Here is an 18,269-nt window from a genome sequence, read left to right on the forward strand (position 1 = left end):
GGAGGAAGATCATGCATTGTCGGAAGGTTGTCAGAAAAACTCTATCATTATCGCTCGCATTAACAGTACTCATTGGTTCGTTGTTCGGCAGCATGGCTTTTGCCTCGCCAAGCAAGAGTATCGGCGTCGAGCCGGGAACCGCGCATGAACAACCGGCCGTTCAGGATGCCGCGTCCGCGCAGTTCGACACGCTGACGCCAAGCGAGTCGAAGGTAGCCTTCGCCTTGTCGGAGGGAAGCCATACGGTGACGGTCGAAGCGAAGTATAAGGACGGTTCGGCGAAAGACGTGACGACGCAAGGCGCTTGGATGTCCATGAATCCATCCGTCGCTGTCGTCGACCGGGGCGTCATTACGGCCAAAGCGGCCGGAACGACGGAAGTGCGCCTCAATCTCGGCGACGCCGTCGTCAACGTTCCTGTTACGATCACCGCAGGCGCCGGAGCGCCGGAAGCGGCAGAGCCTTCGGAGCCGACGCTTGTCACATACCTGCTATCCACGCTGAACGTGTTCGTCGAGGCGGATACGAACTATCCGCTTCATCTGCATGGGACGTTCACGGACGGGTCGACGCGGGATATTACGGCCGATGCCGTCTGGAGCACGGACGATGCCGCGGTTGCGACCGTTTCGCACGGCATGATCAAGGGCATCAAGGGCGGGGCTTCGACGTTCATCCGTGTAAAATACGGCAGCATGCCGACACTGTCGATCTCGGTAACCGTTCAGAAGGATCCGATTCCGTTTCAGTTGTTCGGTCTTATGATGTCGGAAAGCGTCTTGAAGATCATGGAGACCGACGCGCCACATCAAATCTATGCGGACCTAGAATATTCCGATCAGGATCTTTACGAGGTGACGAATCTTGGCAAATGGTATTCGTCTAATGAATCCATAGCCACTGTCGACCAGAACGGTGTCATTACGCCGGTCGGCAAAGGCATGGCCTATATTTACTTCGAATATAAGTATACGGCGCCGTCCGGCACGGAAGGCGAAGAAGGCTATGACGACGGCCTGCTTGTCAATTCCGTGCAGGTGTTCGTCGGCGGACCGTTCAAGCTGGAGCGCTATACGCCGGACATGATGGCGCAGCTGGAGCTGGACACACCTATTTCACTCCCGCCGCGAAGCTATCAGGAAATTACGATCATGGGCGTCTACTCCGAGGATCCTCGGACTGGCCAAAACTATAACGAAGATGACGTCACGGGTGATATCGAATGGAATGTCGCGGATAAATCCATCGTGACCATCAACGACTCCGGCCGTATCTTTGCAGGCGGCAAGGAAGGCACGACAACAATTACGGGCCATTATTTAGCGTTCGAACCGTTCACGTTCAACGTGACGGTGACGAAGGCCGCAGCTGCAAACGAGGTGCTGAATTTGGTAGCTGAGCCGACTTTAGTGGAAATTAAGGATGGCAAACCTGTTCAAGCGCCAATCATCAAAGCCATTTACAATGACGGTACAGTTGAAGACGTCACGTCCAAAATCGCCGACAGCGATTGGCTCGCTTCCGATGCATCGGTAGCGTACCACAGCGACAACGGTACGATCGTTGCTGAATCCGTCGGCTCGGCCGTTCTCGGCGCACTCTACAAGAATGAAGTTGCCATTATACCAGTTATCGTGAAGCAAGCAGATCCGAAGACGACGGTCTCCCTTTCCGTTACGCCAGAATCGCTGAACTTGCAGCTCGGCAAGCATGAAGCGTTGTCAGTCGAAGCCGTCATGTCCGGCGGCGAGACGCTGAATAAAACACAGGCAGCTGTCTATCGCTCGACCAACCTGCAGGTGGTCTCCGTTAACCGCAAGGGAGAGATCACAGCAGTCGGCAAAGGAACGGCAGTTATCGAGGTGTCGTACGGCGGACAGAAGCAATCGGTCACGATTGAGGTTGCTGCTTCCGAGGGATTGCCGCCGGTTGCAGAGACACCGAAGCAGATTACCGGTATTACTGTAAGTGACCCGAAAATAACGCTGGATGTTACAGCTGGCCCTCGCCCGGTTACCGTCCAGGCTGACTACAGTGACGGCACGAGTGCGGACGTAACCGCGCAAGGCAAGTGGTCAACGCAAGATGCCGGCGTGGTTACGGTTAAGGACGGCGTCTTGACGCCGGTGGCTCCGGGCTCTACCCGCGTGCATCTGGTACTGGACGGCGCAGTCATCGCAGTTCGCGTCACCGTTAAGGAAGGCGACTACTCCTCCAACGTCAGAGTGGCAGACGAAGGCGCGGCAGCGGAACCGACGGTTGACGCGCTGCTTCTGTCGACCACAAAGATTTTGGTGCAAAAAGGGGCTAAATACCCCGTCCAGCTGCTCGCTGTCAAGAGTGACGGCACGACAGAGGACGTGAGTGACCAAGCAGCATGGTCGGTCTATGATACCGAAATTGCCGACGTGGTGAAGGATAACGGCGCAGTCAGCATCCTCGGAAAATCGACGGGTGACGTTAATCCAGATCCGGGCTATCAGAAGTTTGGCAGAACGACGCTTACCGTCGGATACGGCGATTTTACGCCGACGATCGTGAACGTGTCCGTTAGCGAGCAGCCGGATCAGCCCGACGTGCTCGACATCGGCTTCCGGACTTCCGACTATTCGTGGTATTTTGACGGCGCGTCCTTCAGATTGTACAACGGACAATCGCCATACGAGCTGAAGCCATTCGCTTTGGATACGACGGGTGATACCTCCCCAGTGGATGACGGAGCGTGGACATTCTCGCAGCCGGGCGTCGTGAACGTCAACATGGACTACGGCTTTGAGGCCGTAGGAACCGGGGAGACGGATGCTGTGTTCACATACGAGCGTTACGGTGTGACCTATAAGCGTACACTTCACTTCGAGGTTGTGAACCTGGAAGGCATCGCAGCCGATGTGGACGAAGCGGCTGGCGTCTATTCTGTCGACGTTCATCCGCAAGGTTCCTCGCTCGTCGGCTTGAATGAAACGTATACGGATAAAGACGGGCAATCGTATACCGACCCTCTATCCGGGTTCATCGATTGGCAGATCGATGATCCTGATCTAGTCGCCGTTTACAACGAGCAGCCTTATGTTCGTTTTGTCGCTGGGACGAAAGAGGGTATAACGCGGGTGAGTGGGGAGTACTTCGGCCATACGATCGCATTCGACGTGACGGTGACAAAGAACCCGATTAAGCCGAAAATCATGACGCTTGTCGCAGATCCAACGTTTTACGTGTTCGATGATGCCGACGATCAGCCGGTTGTTCCGGTGGTCAAAGCCATATATAGTGACGCGACCGTTCAGACACTGAACAATGCGGATCTGACGTGGTTCAGCGGCGAGCCGACGATTGCCGATCTTACGGAAGACGGCAAAATTACGCGGACGAACCGTAAAGGCGGAACAAACGTCGTAGGCCAGTACAAGGGCATCGGAGTTAGAATACCGGTAATCGCGACGTATTCGGAAGCGACGCCTGTGGCTACGGGCTTGACTATTACGCCTGACTTGAAATCGATGACGGTCGGCGGAACGCAACAGTTGAAGGCAACGGCAACGATGAGCGATCTAAGCGAACCTGTTGTGACGGATCTCGCGATGTTCGAATCGAAAAATCCGGACGTGGTTACCGTCAGCAAAGATGGTCTCGTAACCGCCGTTAAGCCGGGTACGGCGAAGCTGCGCGTTTACTATTGGGGCTTCAATGAATACCTGACGATTACGGTTACGCAAGCTAATTCGGGCGGTTCGGGCCCGATTGTAACGCCGCCGTCGCCTCCAATAACGGATCCGACTCCGGTTACGCCTACGCCAGAAACGCCTGTATTGAACGCTTCCGTGGATGGTGCGGCGGTGAAAGATCGGATCGGCAAAGCAAAGGCCGATGCGACGTCCGTTACGTTCAGCGACGTTCAGTCTACTTCTTGGAGCGCTTCGTCCATCGAATTGGCTTCGAAAGCCGGGTTTGTCCAAGGTTATGCGGACGGCTCGTTCCTGCCGAAGAAGAACGTGACGCGCGCCGAATTTGCTTCGATGCTTGCGAATGCGTTTGGCCTGACTGGATCGGCCAAGGTCTCGTTCACAGATGTGACAGACGACCACTGGGCACATGGCGCGATCAGCGCACTGGAAGCCTTGGGCTTCATTAAAGGCTACGGGGACGGCACCTTTAAGCTGAACCAGCAGATTACGCGTGCAGAAATGGTAACGATTCTTGCTAAGGTCATCGACTTTGGCAAAGCCACTCATACCAGCACGTTTACCGATTTGAATAATCATTGGGCAGCTAATGCGATTGATGCATTGACTGAAGCAGGCGTCGTGAAAGGCAGAGGGGAACATACCTTTGCACCGAACGCGAATGCAACGCGCGAAGAGGCTGTTGTACTCATCCTGCGTGCGCTGAATGCGAGCTTGGATTTAGGGCTAACCGAATAAGCAGCTTGGCAAGGAGAGAAGGAAGCGCAGATGCCGCTTCCTTTTTTCTATTTCGGCGGTTGATTTTGGGCGGGAAGGATAGTTTGATCACCTTGCAAAATGTGACCACAACAAACTGAACTGGCCTGATATTTTTAAGAAAAATTTTCATACTAATGTATATTATAAGGAGACAGGGAGCTGTGAATATTATTGGTGTAATTATGCTCCAGGACGTTTGCACCGAATAGGAGATATAAGACATGGCTTTCGGAATATCCAGACAAGAACTGAATGAATGGAAGAGCAAATGCTCTCAGGGAGAAATTTCCTTTTTGACACATTATTGGGTAGAACCTCGCTTTCCAGGAGTGAAGACGATCACTAAGGTGGGCTGTTCTGATCTGGAACGTTTGAAGGAATGGTGCTTGTCGAATGGTTTAAATCCAAATTACATACATCTTCGTGATGAATATCCACATTACGACCTGATAGGTAACAAGCAGATTGAAATCTTAAAGCGAGAACATTTGACTGATCATTTGCTCAGATTCAAGCTTTAGTGAATATCGATTACAATAACAAGATCTCTTTAAAAGCCGCGAAAATCGCGGTTTTTTTTATTTATGCGATTAAGTTCTTTGCAAACAGATTGACAAATAAATAAACTATTATTAGAATATCTAACAATAGGATATTTAGTGAGCGAATATAGGCATATTCCCTCGTCCTGTAGGCAAGGAACATTCAAATACCAGGAGGATAAATCATGAAAATTCTTGAAAATAAAGTTGTACTGATAACGGGAACCGCGGGAGGACTGGGGCGCGTCGCGGCTTTGACTTTCGCCCGCGAAGGCGCGAAAGTAGTCGGCAGTGATATAAACGTAGAGGCAAATAACGAGACTGTCGAACTCGTGCGAAGCGCCGGAGGCGAAATGACAGGTATCGCACCGATCGACCTCACCGATCACGAACAAGCAAGGAAGCTGGTCGAAGAAGCCGCTCTTGCTTACGGCGGACTCGATGTGGTCTACAATAATGCGGCTATACAGAAATTCGGACCGATGCCGGACTTCTCGATCGAGGATTGGCGGAGGACGATTGCCGGAGAACTCGATATTCCCTTTTTCGTATCGAAATACGCCTGGCCGCATTTGGTGAAAAGAGGCGGCGGCGTCATTCTAAACGTCGCTTCCATTTCCGGCATGATCGCCGGCGATATTCCTCCGATGGTGGGGCATGCAGCTGCGAAAGGTGGCGTTATTGCCATGACCCGGCAGTTAGCCTTGGAAGGCGCACGACATGGAATCCGAGCGGTGGCCATCAGTCCCGGACCTTTTCTCACTCCGGCTAGTGACCGCGATCTAGGCGACAATCAGGAGGCGCGGGACGCCGTTACGAAGAAGACGCTTCTTAAGCGGTTCGGACAACCTGAGGAGCTTGTAGAACTCGCGGTATTCCTCGCTTCTGAGCGAGCCGCTTACATCACTGGAGTTAACTACGCCGTCGACGGTGGTGCGACTGCTTGGTGAAATAATCAGACCGCCAAAGGGCAGCATTTAGCTGTCCTTTGGCGGTCTGATTTAGAACTGAACTATAAAATAGGAGGAAGTTTTTTATGGTAATGTCGGGAGACAAGAACATTATCTCTGTCGGAAGACAAGAACATTATCTCATTAAAGGCCGCGTATATCGCGGCTTTTTGTATTTATGGGATCAAGTTCTTGTCAAAACCTAATGACAAGAACTTAATCCCATGTCCGAAAATGACAAGAACTTGATGTCTTAGCCGCGAAGGAAGGCCGCTCATCCTTGTTACAAGAGCAAGCCTTTGCGCTTATATAGGAAAACGAATATCGTGCACGCAGCGATTCCGTATAAGAGACAATAGCCGCAAGCCGCATAGAGACCTGGCAGAGAAAGAACTGGCGACCGGTTTAACTCGGCGATGACGAGATGTGCCGGGGGCAGCAGCAACGATAAGCCTTTCACCCCGTCCGGAAGTGCATTCCGAATGCCTGCACCAGCGAGCGACAAGGCGACGACGGTTAGAATTCCGGGAATTGAAGCGGACGACGACAGCTTGGAGACGGATGGCAGTTGGGTATATATCGAGACCAGGGGCACTCCTATATTTGATGAAGATCGCAAAGTAGTGCAATGCGTGTACGGGTCTCGTGATATTTCGGAACGAAAGAAGGCAGAAGAACTCCTTCTACGAACTGAAAAGCTTTCGATAGTAGGTCAAATGGCAGCAGGAGTTGCACATGAGTTTAGAAATCCTCTAACTTCGAGCAAGGGAATCGCCCAGCTGTTACACCGAGGTAACGAAAAACCCGAGTATATTGAATTGATTCTCTCTGAGGTTCGGAGATTGGAAGCTATATTATGGGGATTTTTAACACTTGCCAAACCTCAAGCTCCGAAATTGAAGGAAGTTGATGCGGAGGTTGTTTTACAACAGGCGGTGTTGATATTGAGTACACAATCCATATTAAACAAGATTGATATTATTGAAGAACACGACTCGGAAGTACCACGTATCTACTGCGATGAGAATCAAATCAAGCAAGTGTTTATTAACATTCTCCAGAATGCGGTTGACGCTATGCCAAACGGCGGAATCATCAAAACACAGATTCTATCCCACAATTCAGAGTATATCAAATTTCGATTTATAGACCATGGAATTGGCATTTCGGCGGAACGAATTAAATCCATTGGAGAACCCTTTTATAGTTCCAAAGAAAAGGGGACTGGATTAGGTCTAATGCTCAGCAACAAGATTGTCCACGAACATGGAGGGAGTATTCACATCGAAAGCACGGTCAACGAAGGAACCATTGTTGATGTGATTTTACCCATCTACTCGTCATTCCTCAAAAGGGATTAGAATTTGAAACTATTGTGATCTCCCTCTGAAGTCAATAAGACAGCAACAGTCTTTGAACAAGATTCCAACTTCCTATTTCACCTTCGTCAGAGGCTCCAAATGTAGCCGCACTTTTACATGAATCTTCATAGTAGACCAATGCCGATCCCAAGAATCTCTGGTTATTGGTTTGGAGAACGGTTTAGCAGTCAACGCCCCGATTTGAAGGGGGTCTATCTGCAATTTTTGCATTTGGGATAGCAAACGGATGACATTCTCCTCCAAGTACCGTTCGATTTTTTGTGTGAGAGCGGCGTATTGGAAGTTATCTTCGATTCTTGCGAGCGAATCCAATTCATCAATTCTTCCCTTCACGTCGATTTCGATGGACAGGGATGATAAATCCGGGGTTAGTTTCTTACGGGTATGCGCGCGAATATGCCCTAGCGTAACCGCGAGGTCAGGAAGAACTAAATATCGTACGAATCTGTCCCTATACAACAATTGGATGATTTGATCGTCCTTTCCACGTATCTTCTGAACCATACTGTCCCGGTCGAAAAATGCTGTGCCTTCGTACAAGAACTGTTCGCCTTCCGCGCGAAATACGGGCAGCTGGGGATCGGAAACCTGGGAGTACAGCATTTTCATAAACTGGTGCAAATTGACGACTGTAATTTCGCCTTGTTTTTTCTTCTCGTAATGTTTGAACATGCGATAAAGGTAATAATCGATATTATCTGTTTCACCTAAGTGCTTGGCGAGGAATTCATTAAAGTTGCCTTTCGTAATGACTAAGTACAGCCGTTGCGAAATGTTTGGATCGGTCAGAACGGTATTGATCAGACGGGTTAATCCCCGTTTCGCATAAGCTTCGTCCACGAACAGCAAGCGGATTTGACCGGCTTTCAGTTCGTTATAATAGGTCAAATTAAACCCCTTATTGCCTTCATTCAATAGCGAGACCTTAAGGGTAAGGACTCGCTTCTTCTCCTTGATAAGAGGAGGGACGAGCGTGCTGATTGTTATCTTTCCGTCTTCTTCTCCTCCACCCTGAACGGACCAGAAAATGATCGGCGTGATTTCTTCAATCATATTGTTTTCCGGTAAGAGGTCGCAACCGCTCACGAGTATTAACATAGAAGTCGATAGTAGTACAATCGTTGTTCGAAGGATACATTTCATGACGTTGTCCTAGTTTTGCGCTTGAACGCGATCCAGACGAGAAGAGGCACTAACAAGTAAGAGGCGGAACTTGCCCACATCTGCAGGTCGAGCCAAAAGTCCTGTTCGAGCCCGGGCTCCCAAAACCATTTACTGATCGTAAGAGTGACGGCCATCGCCGCACAGCCGCTAACGATCAGCCCGATACGCGTTGTGTTTGTCTTCGTCTTGCCTAGCAAACGATATGCGCCATATATCATTAACACGAACAAGGCGATCGAGTAAAGGAAGCTGAACATATATGCAGAGATCAGGATAATATCGACCCTTTCGAATATAGGAGATTGCAGATATCGCCCCATCTCCACGTTCGGATATTGGATGGTTGGCAAGTATTTGGAGCCGTAGAAGAGCAAGGACGCAATGGAAATAAAGAGATACTCGCCGACCGAGATGGAGTTAGCGATCGTCAAATATTTTAGCATTTTCCGTTGCGGATTTAGCCAGTATGAAATAGCGATTAAATATTCAGGTCCGGAGAACGACGAAAAAACGAGCAGCAGGGATTTCCATGCAAACGGCTCTGGTCCAATCGGAATGAGAGGGTATAGATCGTGAATCGAATTGGATTGCACCAAAAAATACGGAATATACAAAAAGAAGATCCAAATCGTTCCAAAGAACACGACCGTTACGAACCGTACCATGTTTTCCATTCCAAACAGCGCCAAATAGCAGCTAAGGATAAAAGGAAACACAATGTGCCATTCTCGGTCCATAGAAGGAAAAACAAATTGGTGCATGATATCGGCATAACTGACTGAAATGAAAGAGATCTTGAGCAAAAGGAGCGGCAAGCTTGCCAAAGCTAATATTTTGATGCCTGTTTTTCCGAATAATCGTTCAAAACCCTGGTACCCTTGGGCAGAGCAGGGGGCCCCGAACCACTTGGACAGCATATATAAGCAAAATTGTGAGGCTATGCCCATTGCTACAATCGCCAACAACATATACGGTTGAACAAGGGCTGAGGGCATGACAATCATGTAATAAAGCATTTGAATCCTATTGGTGAGGAAGAGCGCGTAAAAACCGCTTTCTTGATGTGAAGTTTTTCGAAACAGCGATAGAGCTTGCATGGGTTCATTTACTCCTTCGGTTCATACGATACTTGTTCAAAGGACGCAATGCTTCAGGACGATTGCGCATAGCGTGTAACGGACCTCGGACGAAGAGATCGACCCAATCTCTCCAATAAAACGGAGATACAGGCGCCAAGTAGGGCTGGTTCAAAGACGTAAGCCCGTTCAGATGGGCAAACATGGCGACGAGTCCAAGCAAGATACCGGGAACGCCCAAATAGGTCGCGAGAATCAAGAATATGAATTGAAGCAGCAAACTGGATTTGGTGACCAGATAGTTTGGAACGAGAAAAGTGGAAATCGCCGAAATGCCTGCCAATACGATTAGCACTTTGCTTGCGAATCCGGCTGCTACCGCAGCTTGTCCTATAACGATTCCACCAATAACCCCCAAGTTTTGACTCGTTTTGGTCGGCATTCTTAGGCTGGCTTCCTTGATAATTTCTAGCGTAACAAGAATAATAAACGCTTCCCAGAAGGGGGATAGTGGCAATTTGCTACGAGACTCGATGATTACATATAAAATTTGGAGGGGGAGCATTTGATAATGATGAGTCGTTAATGCCACGTAAAGTGGAATTAGCGTAATGGAAAGAAGGAAACTGAGATAGCGTAACGGTCTCAAGAAGCTAGCCACCAACCAGCGGTTTATATAATCCTCCGGCGACTGAAACAAATGAAACAACGTAATCGGAGCGACCAAAGCAAAAGGAGTGTTATTGACTAAAATGACCAATTTCCCGATGCCTAGTGCATACGCGCAGGAATCTGGTCGATCGGTCTGAAGATATTGAGGAAAGATGCTATGATAATGGTCTTCCATAAACGCTGCAACATGTGAAGAGTCCAAAAACATATCGAAGTCGATGCTGGAAAGCTTTTTTTTCGCTACCGCAACAAACTCTGGATTGATCAACCCGTCGATGTACATAAGGACTACGGTTGTTTGGGTTAAGGAGCCGACGGTGTATCTCTCTGTTTTAAGCGCTGTTAAAGGAATCCTTCTTCTAATCAGCAAGATGTTTTGCTCCAGCTGCTCGCTGAAACTGTCTTTCGGGCCGAACATTATTGTTTCCGTCTCTGAGGTTTCAATGGCCCGACTGAGCAAGTTTGGGAGCATAATAGCGTGCCATCGCCCGCTGGATGGGTCGTGAACTAGCACTGATCCCTTCATGAGATACTGGAGGGTTTGCTCCAAATTGGATAATCGATTAATTTTGACGGTGGTCAGGCTTTTTTCCACCGAACTTTGGAATGATCGAACGATAGGCTCAATCGATTCGTTAAGACGCTCTTGATCGATTAAGGTTCCAAGATAAATAAATGTCAAACGAAGTCCGTCGGGAGTCTCTCGATCAATTATCTCCGCGTCCTCCAATAGGGAGAGGCGCTGCATTAAAGCTTCTTTAGAAATTGCTGTCATCGTTTTCACCTACGCACGCTGAGATTTCCTTTATTATGCCTTTCTGTATCTCGATTTACACTAACTATTGATGTGCAATGGAGATAAAGAAGCATTTCAAGTGGTCTATAGGCAAAGTATGTTAATGAAGTGTATGCGGCGCTGACATCTGTATAAAATACGGGTTTTGTGAAGTAGTACTATAGTAGAAAAAGCCCCAGGGCTTTTCCGCGGCCTTTTTGGCTATGCTTTTGGCTTGGATTATTCTTTGTGTCTTATTTCTTTAGATCTATTTTTTCTCTTCACTTTCTAAGTTTCTAATTTCAGTTACAGTTTTACTTTCCCCGGATCCAAAATTCCTCAATCCATTGAACGCCATCCAGATAAGTCCGTTAATTTTGTCCGCTGTAAATAATTCACCTGAAACTAACAAACGATAAAATAACGGCCCGTAAATCAAATCAATACTGGAATTCACATCCAGTTCATGACTGAGTTCGCCGCGACTAATGCCTCTGGTCAAAATCATCGCAGATTCCATGCGTCTTGGTTTTACATAATACTCTCGGTATATTTGCATCAACGATTCATCCATTTGGCCTTGGCCGATCAATTCTGTGATGATGTTTCCTTCTTTACTTTCCATAAATAAAGCCAAATTGCTTGCATGGATTCTAATATCTTCCATAACAGAACCTGTATCCGGTATCGGCATCTGATTGGCTGCTGCTTCGAAGAAACCGTCCGCCACGACAGCTGCTTTGTTCGGCCACCATTTGTAGATGGTCGCTTTGCTTACGCCTGCCTGCTTTGCGATTTTCTCGACTGTCACAGCCTCATAACCGCATTCGAGCAGCAGCTCATAAGCAACAGCTAATATGGATTGCTGCAGCTTTACATTTCTGGGGCGCCCTTTTTGTGCCAATTCAATTCCTTCTTTCATTCCTTTGCCTTCAGTATATAGGAAATCGACGTATTTACAAAACGCAGCGTTCAGTATATATTGATTACCACATATTCATTAAGTAAACGCTCCGTTCACTTAATACAAATTATAGAGAGGAACATCCATTAACATGAGTAGCAAGGCTGCTTCAAAGCAACAAAACAATATCACAACAGCGATGATGGTTATCTTGGCTGTCGCTTGCGGTTTAGTCGTAGCTAATCTTTATTATTCGCAGACACTGGTTGGTCCCATTAGCAAGGCGCTCGGTCTAGCGCCAGGTGTTGCCGGTTTAATCGTAACTTTAACGCAAATCGGTTATGTGACCGGTCTGCTCTTCATTGTTCCGCTCAGCGATAGGCTTGAGAATCGCCGGCTCATCGTGAGTTTACTCTTCGTTGTTGTCTTGGCATTAATTCTGGCTGCTGTATCTCCCGGAGCAGTAATCTTCCTGACAGCTGCCTTGTTGATCGGATCCGGTTCTGTAGTAGCGCAAATTCTAGTCCCTCTAGCTGCGTCTATGTCAAGTGAACAGCAGCGCGGCCGCGTTGTCGGGAACGTCATGAGCGGACTTCTGCTTGGAATAATGCTAGCCCGTCCGATTTCCAGTCTTGTTGCTGGACTTTGGGGATGGCGGACGATATTCGTATTATCAGCTATTCTCATGGCGTTATTAGCTCTTATGCTGACACGAGCGCTGCCAACGAGGTACCCGGAAAGCAAATTAAGCTATTTCCAACTCGTTGGTTCCTTAATTGGTTTATTAAAAATTTACCCGATTCTACGTCGTCGTGCCTTCTACCAGGCATGTCTGTTCGGATCATTCAGCTTATTCTGGACCACCGTTCCACTCCGATTAGTCGATGAGTATGAAATGTCTCAACGAGGGATCGCATTATTTGCCTTAGTTGGAGTGGCCGGAGCTATAGCCGCACCAATTGGTGGCAGATGGGCAGACAAAGGTTTTACCAAAATCATTACCGCATCCGCCATCATAACTGCGATCGCGTCTTTCCTGCTCATTGCTATTGTTCATGACAAATCGCATCTATCGCTCGGGTTGCTATTCCTAGTGGCGATTACGCTGGATATGGCCGTTTCCGCTAATCTGGTAACCAGTCAGAGGATCATTTATTCACTCGGAAATGAAGCACGCGGTAGGCTGAACGGATTGTTTATGGCTATTTTCTTCATTGGCGGAGCGTTCGGATCATTCTTAGGCGGATTATCTTACGCTCATGGCGGTTGGGTATGGAGTACATGTGTAGGTGGAGCATTTCCTTTCTTGGCCTTCCTATTTTTCTTAACGGAACCCAAGTCGAGAAAGAAGCGAGCTTCATAACAATCAAACAAAAAAACTCTCGTTCAATCGAACGAGAGTTTTTCATTTCAGCGACACAACCACAACTTGGTTTACTTAACTATAGTTATGTAAACCATGCTGACTCCAATTCAAGTCCACTTACACCGAATTCAGCAAATACCCATAACCCTCTTGCTCCATATCTTCCTTCGGAATGAAACGCAGCGACGCAGAGTTGATGCAATAACGCAGCTTGGTTGGTCCTGGTCCATCATTAAACACATGACCCAAATGCGAATCCGCATTCACGCTTCGTACTTCCGTACGAATCATGCGGTGGCTCAAATCCTGCTTTTCTTTCACATTGCCGCCTACAAGCGGTTTGGTAAAGCTAGGCCATCCGCAGTGCGCATCGAATTTATCCGCCGAACTGAACAGCGGTTCTCCGGATACGATATCCACGTAAATTCCTTCTCCGTTAAAATCCCAATATTCATTCTCGAAAGGCGCTTCAGTCCCGTTATTCTGAGTGACTTCATACTGAATCGGCGTCAGCTTCTCGCGTCTTGCTTCACGATCGGCCTTCGTATTCCAGGCGTTCTTAATGAACGAATCACGGCCGGAACCTTCACGGTACAACCGATAACGAAGCGGATTCTTGTGATGGTAGCCTTGGTGATAGTCCTCAGCCGGATAAAATGGCGTTGCTGCAACGATTTCGGTTGCAATCGGCTTATCGAAGCGACCACTTTGTCCGAGTTCACTCTTGGATCGCTCCGCAATCACGCGCTGCTCTTCACTATGATAGAAGATCGCCGTCCGGTACGAATTACCGCGGTCATGGAATTGACCACCGGCATCTGTCGGGTCGATTTGTCTCCAATACACATCAAGCAATTTCTCATAGGGAAATATGGAGGGATCGAATGTAATTTGAACCACTTCAGCGTGTCCGGTCGTTTCGGAACACACTTCTTCATAGGTTGGGTTCTCCGTATGACCGCCCATATAACCGGAAATCACGCTGATAATTCCGGGCTGCTCCTCGAAAGGAGTCACCATACACCAGAAACAGCCACCAGCGAAGGTTGCTTGTTCCATATTGCTCGAAGATTCGTTATTCGTTGTATTCACTTGATCTGCCATGTCCAGGAATCCCCTTTCACAATGTCGATTTTACTCTGTTTCTATCATATCAAAGCCAGGCTTTCATTCCAAACGACGCCGTTCTCATTTATCCGCCTTCAAACATGAGAAATTTCTCACGTAATTCTCATAAAGACGGATATCGCTTTAAAACACTCACAGTTGACTCCTAATGGTGCAAAAAGGGTGTTTTGGAATGTGTTATAGTGTGTAAAGACAAATGGCACCTTGAAGAGCTGGAGGGAATAAACAGATGATAGCAACTAACAAACGTTTACTCAAGAGCATCCTAAGTGTGAGCCTTTGCGCCACGGTTGGATTTACTGCACTTTCACTAAGCACGGCAACACAAGCAAGCGCTGCAACGGAGAAGTCGAAGGAATTGATCACTTATGGTGAGAAATACATAGGTACTCCTTATCTATACGGTGCGATCCCTTATATGACTAATGCATTCGATTGCTCGTCGTTTACCCAATATGTATATGATAATTTCGATATTTCTCTTCCACGCTCATCTTCCGATCAATCAGCGAAGGGCAAGAAGATAAGCAAAGGCTACTTAAGTGTAGGAGACCTGGTCTTCTTCAACACCAATGGAATCGGTATTAGCCATGTTGCAATCTATGCCGGAGATAATAAGATTTTGCATAGTGCCGGTAAAAGTGTGAAGATCTCCGATATGTCGACAGGCTATTGGAAGAAATCTTTCGTTACGGCAAGACGCGTCCTCAGTTAACCAAAGAAAGAGCCCGTTAAGATGGTATACGGAATCGGTCCGCATCTCCTCTTATCAGGCTCTTTTTCATTCCTACTAACCAAATCGATCTAGACTCGGAACAACCCATAACCATCGAATTGCACGATCGGTTCTTTGTCTTCCTTCAAACCTTCGCCTTGACCATGCAGCGCTACATCGACCAACCACTTCGTGAACCCAGCCACATTCATCGTTTCCATCTCTTGCAAGCTGTAGAAGCCTGCAGCATCAACTTCGACACCATCCGGAACCGGCTCGCCGGATATATAATCCATTGCAAATGCAAGATAGACATTATGAATGTTTCTTGGATGATCGCGGACGGCAACGATATTGCGAACCTCTGCCTCAACGCCGGCTTCTTCCATTACTTCGCGCTTAATCGTTTCATGAATGAGCTCATGCTGTTCAATGTAGCCGCCGGGATTCGTCCAATACCCTTTGCCCGGTTCTTGAGCTCGGCGAACAAGAAGTACCTTCTCGCTTCGCACAACCAAGGCGCCGACACCGACACTGTAATTACCCCAATGCACGAAATTGCAATCCTCAGCCGTGCATGCTTTCCGAGGCGTACCATCTACATCTCTGACTTCAAGCGGAGCTCCACAAGTTAAACAATAATTAATCCCCATTAATGAACTCTCCCGAATTGTCCGATATTGAATTGCCATCATTCGAGCTGCAAAGAGATGTCCATATCCTCATTCAGCTTCGTTAATCATAGCGCCAGTCGGTCAAGAGTTCAATAGGTTCAAGAGGATCCTTTCGAAAGTCTCCCCTTATTATTGCTGCTTCACCGTTACCGTGAACACTTTCACATCGCCAATGCCGTTATGGCTTACAAAAGCGGTCAAATTCACGGAAATATCACCTTGACCATGTGCGGGACGGTGCAGAACCGTTCCGTTGTCTGACAACACCGCGGTGTTGCTCGAATACCAAATGACAGAGCTGCCGTAGTAGCCCTTAGAAGGAAGTCCGAGCGGCTTCGTGACATAGCCGGCATTGTCGGAATCTTTATAAGTAATCGCCAGATCAGCTTTATCTGCAGCGACCTTCTCCGTACTCGTATACTCAGCCTTCACGGTCAACGTAAACTGTTTCACATCGACTGCCGATCCGCTTGTGATTACGGCTGACACAAGAACGAAGGTATCACCTGTACTCGCCGCTGGACGGTGAAGCGTTTTGCCGTCATCGGACAATACGGCAGTTGAACTCGACATCCATTTAATCGAAGAACCGTTCACGCCGTAAGCTGGAAATGCATCGACCGGACGGGTTACACGGCCAGCAGAGTCTGATCCGCCAAAATCAATTTGAAGCGCTGCTTTATCCGCCGCAACTCGTTGTGCATCAGGCATTTGTTCTTTGACCTTGACGATGAATACCTTCGTTTCTTTATAGCTTCCGGATCTGATTTGTGCCGTAAATATGACTATTGTGCTGCCAGAGCCTGTCGGTGGTCGAACTACTCTCTTACCGTCATTGGAAATAACGGAAGGCATCGTCGATTCCCAAGTCACTGTTGAGCCGTTTACACCTTTACTCGGAAGCTCTTTGAACGGTTGTGTAACACTATCGATGGTGTCAGAACCGCCGAATACGATCGACAATGCGGCATAATCCTTCTTCACTCGATCGATATCGGACATTACCGGTGCAGTAGATTTGATAATGATTCGGAACGTCTTGGTTGTTTGAGCGTTACCATAGCGAATAGTTGCCGTCATATCGATTGCAACATCATTGTAATCAGGACGATTAAGCAGTAATCCATTACTCGCTAAGATTGAAGGATTGCTGGAAGTCCAAGTTATAGCAGAACCGTTCTTACCTTTGGAACTAAGAATGATAGGTAATGTTACGGATTTAGCATTGTCATTGCCAATGAATTGAATAGACAGCGCGTTCTTGTCAGCATTCACTTTCGCAAGGTCTTTCTGATACGTGCTGTCGCCATTAGTACCAGACTCACATTCCGCTTTGAAGTTTGCAATCATTCGTTTGAGAATTGCACGTGTGCGCTCATTCTTTACTTTAACCAGTACGGCATTCAGGCGATTTACAGCATCTTTACAAGACTGCAGTTGCTGCTGGCGACTATCGTTGCCACTTCCGTGGCTATTCCCATGTGCGAGTGCGGTGCTGCTGCCAAGTAGACACATGGAAAGGACAAGCATGATTACTGTCCACTTCTTCATGATCCTCTCTCCCTACACCATAAATTAGTGAAAACGCTCACTACAGATACATTTCGTCGCCATGGGTATGTTTACGGGGGCCGTTTAGGAATAAATTTCATTTACTGTCGTTAACTGTATGGAAATGGCGCATTTGCGACTCCGTCGTTTTCATCTACCCTTCTGACGGTAGATCTTCATCATTTGTTGCAGATAAATTGGCATAAAAAAACCGCCTGCATAGGGCGGTTTGGCTTCGATTAAATCGCGAAAACATGGCTTCCAATCTTCGTTGTCACTTTACGGGTGAGAATCCATTTCGATTTGGCAGTAATCGGATTGTAGTAATACAGCGCTTCTTTTGTCGGATCCCATCCTCGAACTGCGTCCTTAGCGGCTAGGAATGCGGTATTGTTCGGCAGCAGCCAGTACTGACCGTCTGCTACAGCAGTGAAGGCATAGGGCTGCATGATCACTTCGGTTAAGTTCTTCGGAAACAGCGGCGATTTCAACCGATTCATGACGACTGCGCCTACAGCAACCTGACCTTTATACACCTCACCACGCGCTTCCGAGTAAATAATACGGGCAAGCTTGGATAGCTCTGGCTTGTTAACCGAAAGCTTCTTCAGCTTTGCCCATGTTCGGGGACCGGCAATACCATCATGAGTTAAGCCGTTAGCACGCTGAAAGTTTGAAACTGCATTACGTGTCGACATGCCGTATGTGGTCGTGATTTTGTCTTTGTAGTAGCCGAGTGACTGCAATCGGAACTGTAGATCCGATACATCTCCGCCCTGACTTCCTGCTTTAAGTGTTGGTGCTGCTGCAGCATGTGCTTGGGTGCTGTACAACGAGCCTCCCGATAGAAGCACGAAGAACACTAGCGCTGCCGCGATTCTTTTGTGACTTACCATGGTGTAGAAACCCCTCCATATCTTTTGGTATGAGG

14 protein-coding genes are annotated in these 18,269 nt (G+C 47.9%); 6 read left to right on the plus strand and 8 right to left on the minus strand.

What is annotated here, in order from left to right:
- The first annotated feature begins 11 nt into the window (after positions 1-11).
- The 4 genes from BLW29_RS01530 (at position 12) to BLW29_RS01545 (ending at position 7,292) form a co-directional block, all read left to right on the plus strand.
- Positions 12-4,418, plus strand: a complete 4,407-nt coding sequence (locus BLW29_RS01530; RefSeq protein WP_090975573.1) for an S-layer homology domain-containing protein — start codon at positions 12-14, stop codon at positions 4,416-4,418.
- A gap of 242 nt (positions 4,419-4,660) precedes the next feature.
- On the plus strand, positions 4,661-4,960 hold the full coding sequence (locus BLW29_RS01535; protein WP_090975574.1) for a hypothetical protein: 300 nt from the start codon (positions 4,661-4,663) through the stop codon (positions 4,958-4,960).
- A gap of 206 nt (positions 4,961-5,166) precedes the next feature.
- Positions 5,167-5,931 carry an SDR family NAD(P)-dependent oxidoreductase gene (locus tag BLW29_RS01540; RefSeq protein WP_090975575.1) on the plus strand — a complete coding sequence of 255 codons (765 nt, stop codon included), beginning with the start codon at positions 5,167-5,169 and terminating at the stop codon, positions 5,929-5,931.
- 482 nt (positions 5,932-6,413) lie between these two features.
- Entirely contained in the window at positions 6,414-7,292 is an 879-nt protein-coding gene (locus BLW29_RS01545; RefSeq protein WP_256208252.1) for an ATP-binding protein, read from the plus strand.
- A 72-nt stretch (positions 7,293-7,364) separates the two neighbouring features.
- Here BLW29_RS01545 and BLW29_RS01550 read toward each other — a convergent pair whose 3' ends face one another.
- The 4 genes from BLW29_RS01550 to BLW29_RS01565 all read right to left on the minus strand — a co-directional run bounded on the left by BLW29_RS01550 (position 7,365) and on the right by BLW29_RS01565 (position 11,922).
- Positions 7,365-8,366, minus strand: a complete 1,002-nt coding sequence (locus BLW29_RS01550) for a Ger(x)C family spore germination protein (protein WP_256208253.1) — start codon at positions 8,364-8,366, stop codon at positions 7,365-7,367.
- 86 nt (positions 8,367-8,452) lie between these two features.
- The gene (locus tag BLW29_RS01555) at positions 8,453-9,574 is read right to left on the minus strand and encodes a GerAB/ArcD/ProY family transporter (protein ID WP_090975577.1); all 1,122 of its coding nucleotides are present in this window, start codon (positions 9,572-9,574) and stop codon (positions 8,453-8,455) included.
- 4 nt (positions 9,575-9,578) lie between these two features.
- On the minus strand, positions 9,579-11,000 hold the full coding sequence (locus tag BLW29_RS01560; RefSeq protein WP_090975578.1) for a spore germination protein: 1,422 nt from the start codon (positions 10,998-11,000) through the stop codon (positions 9,579-9,581).
- A gap of 268 nt (positions 11,001-11,268) precedes the next feature.
- Positions 11,269-11,922: a TetR/AcrR family transcriptional regulator gene (locus BLW29_RS01565; protein ID WP_090975579.1), complete on the minus strand. Its 654-nt coding sequence runs from the start codon at positions 11,920-11,922 to the stop codon at positions 11,269-11,271.
- 133 nt (positions 11,923-12,055) lie between these two features.
- Between BLW29_RS01565 and BLW29_RS01570 the strand changes: the two genes are divergently transcribed.
- Positions 12,056-13,267, plus strand: coding sequence for an MFS transporter (locus BLW29_RS01570; RefSeq protein WP_090975580.1), 1,212 nt, complete (start codon positions 12,056-12,058; stop codon positions 13,265-13,267).
- Positions 13,268-13,387: 120 nt separating this feature from the next.
- On the opposite strand, the gene msrA is transcribed toward BLW29_RS01570, so the two are convergent.
- Complete coding sequence (gene msrA / locus BLW29_RS01575) at positions 13,388-14,374, minus strand: peptide-methionine (S)-S-oxide reductase MsrA (RefSeq protein ID WP_090975581.1); 987 nt, start codon at positions 14,372-14,374, stop codon at positions 13,388-13,390.
- Positions 14,375-14,627: 253 nt separating this feature from the next.
- Between msrA and BLW29_RS01580 the strand changes: the two genes are divergently transcribed.
- Complete coding sequence (locus BLW29_RS01580; RefSeq protein ID WP_090975582.1) at positions 14,628-15,113, plus strand: C40 family peptidase; 486 nt, start codon at positions 14,628-14,630, stop codon at positions 15,111-15,113.
- 89 nt (positions 15,114-15,202) lie between these two features.
- Here the strand turns inward: BLW29_RS01580 and BLW29_RS01585 are convergent, their stop codons facing one another.
- The 3 genes from BLW29_RS01585 to BLW29_RS01595 all read right to left on the minus strand — a co-directional run bounded on the left by BLW29_RS01585 (position 15,203) and on the right by BLW29_RS01595 (position 18,234).
- Positions 15,203-15,766 carry an NUDIX domain-containing protein gene (locus BLW29_RS01585; RefSeq protein WP_090975583.1) on the minus strand — a complete coding sequence of 188 codons (564 nt, stop codon included), beginning with the start codon at positions 15,764-15,766 and terminating at the stop codon, positions 15,203-15,205.
- Positions 15,767-15,916: 150 nt separating this feature from the next.
- Positions 15,917-17,338, minus strand: a complete 1,422-nt coding sequence (locus tag BLW29_RS01590) for an immunoglobulin-like domain-containing protein (RefSeq protein ID WP_090975584.1) — start codon at positions 17,336-17,338, stop codon at positions 15,917-15,919.
- A 239-nt stretch (positions 17,339-17,577) separates the two neighbouring features.
- Positions 17,578-18,234, minus strand: coding sequence for a cell wall hydrolase (locus BLW29_RS01595; protein ID WP_090975585.1), 657 nt, complete (start codon positions 18,232-18,234; stop codon positions 17,578-17,580).
- Between the last annotated feature and the right edge of the window lie 35 nt (positions 18,235-18,269).

Source organism: Paenibacillus sp. CF384 (genome assembly GCF_900106745.1).
GTDB lineage: Bacteria > Bacillota > Bacilli > Paenibacillales > Paenibacillaceae > Paenibacillus_Z.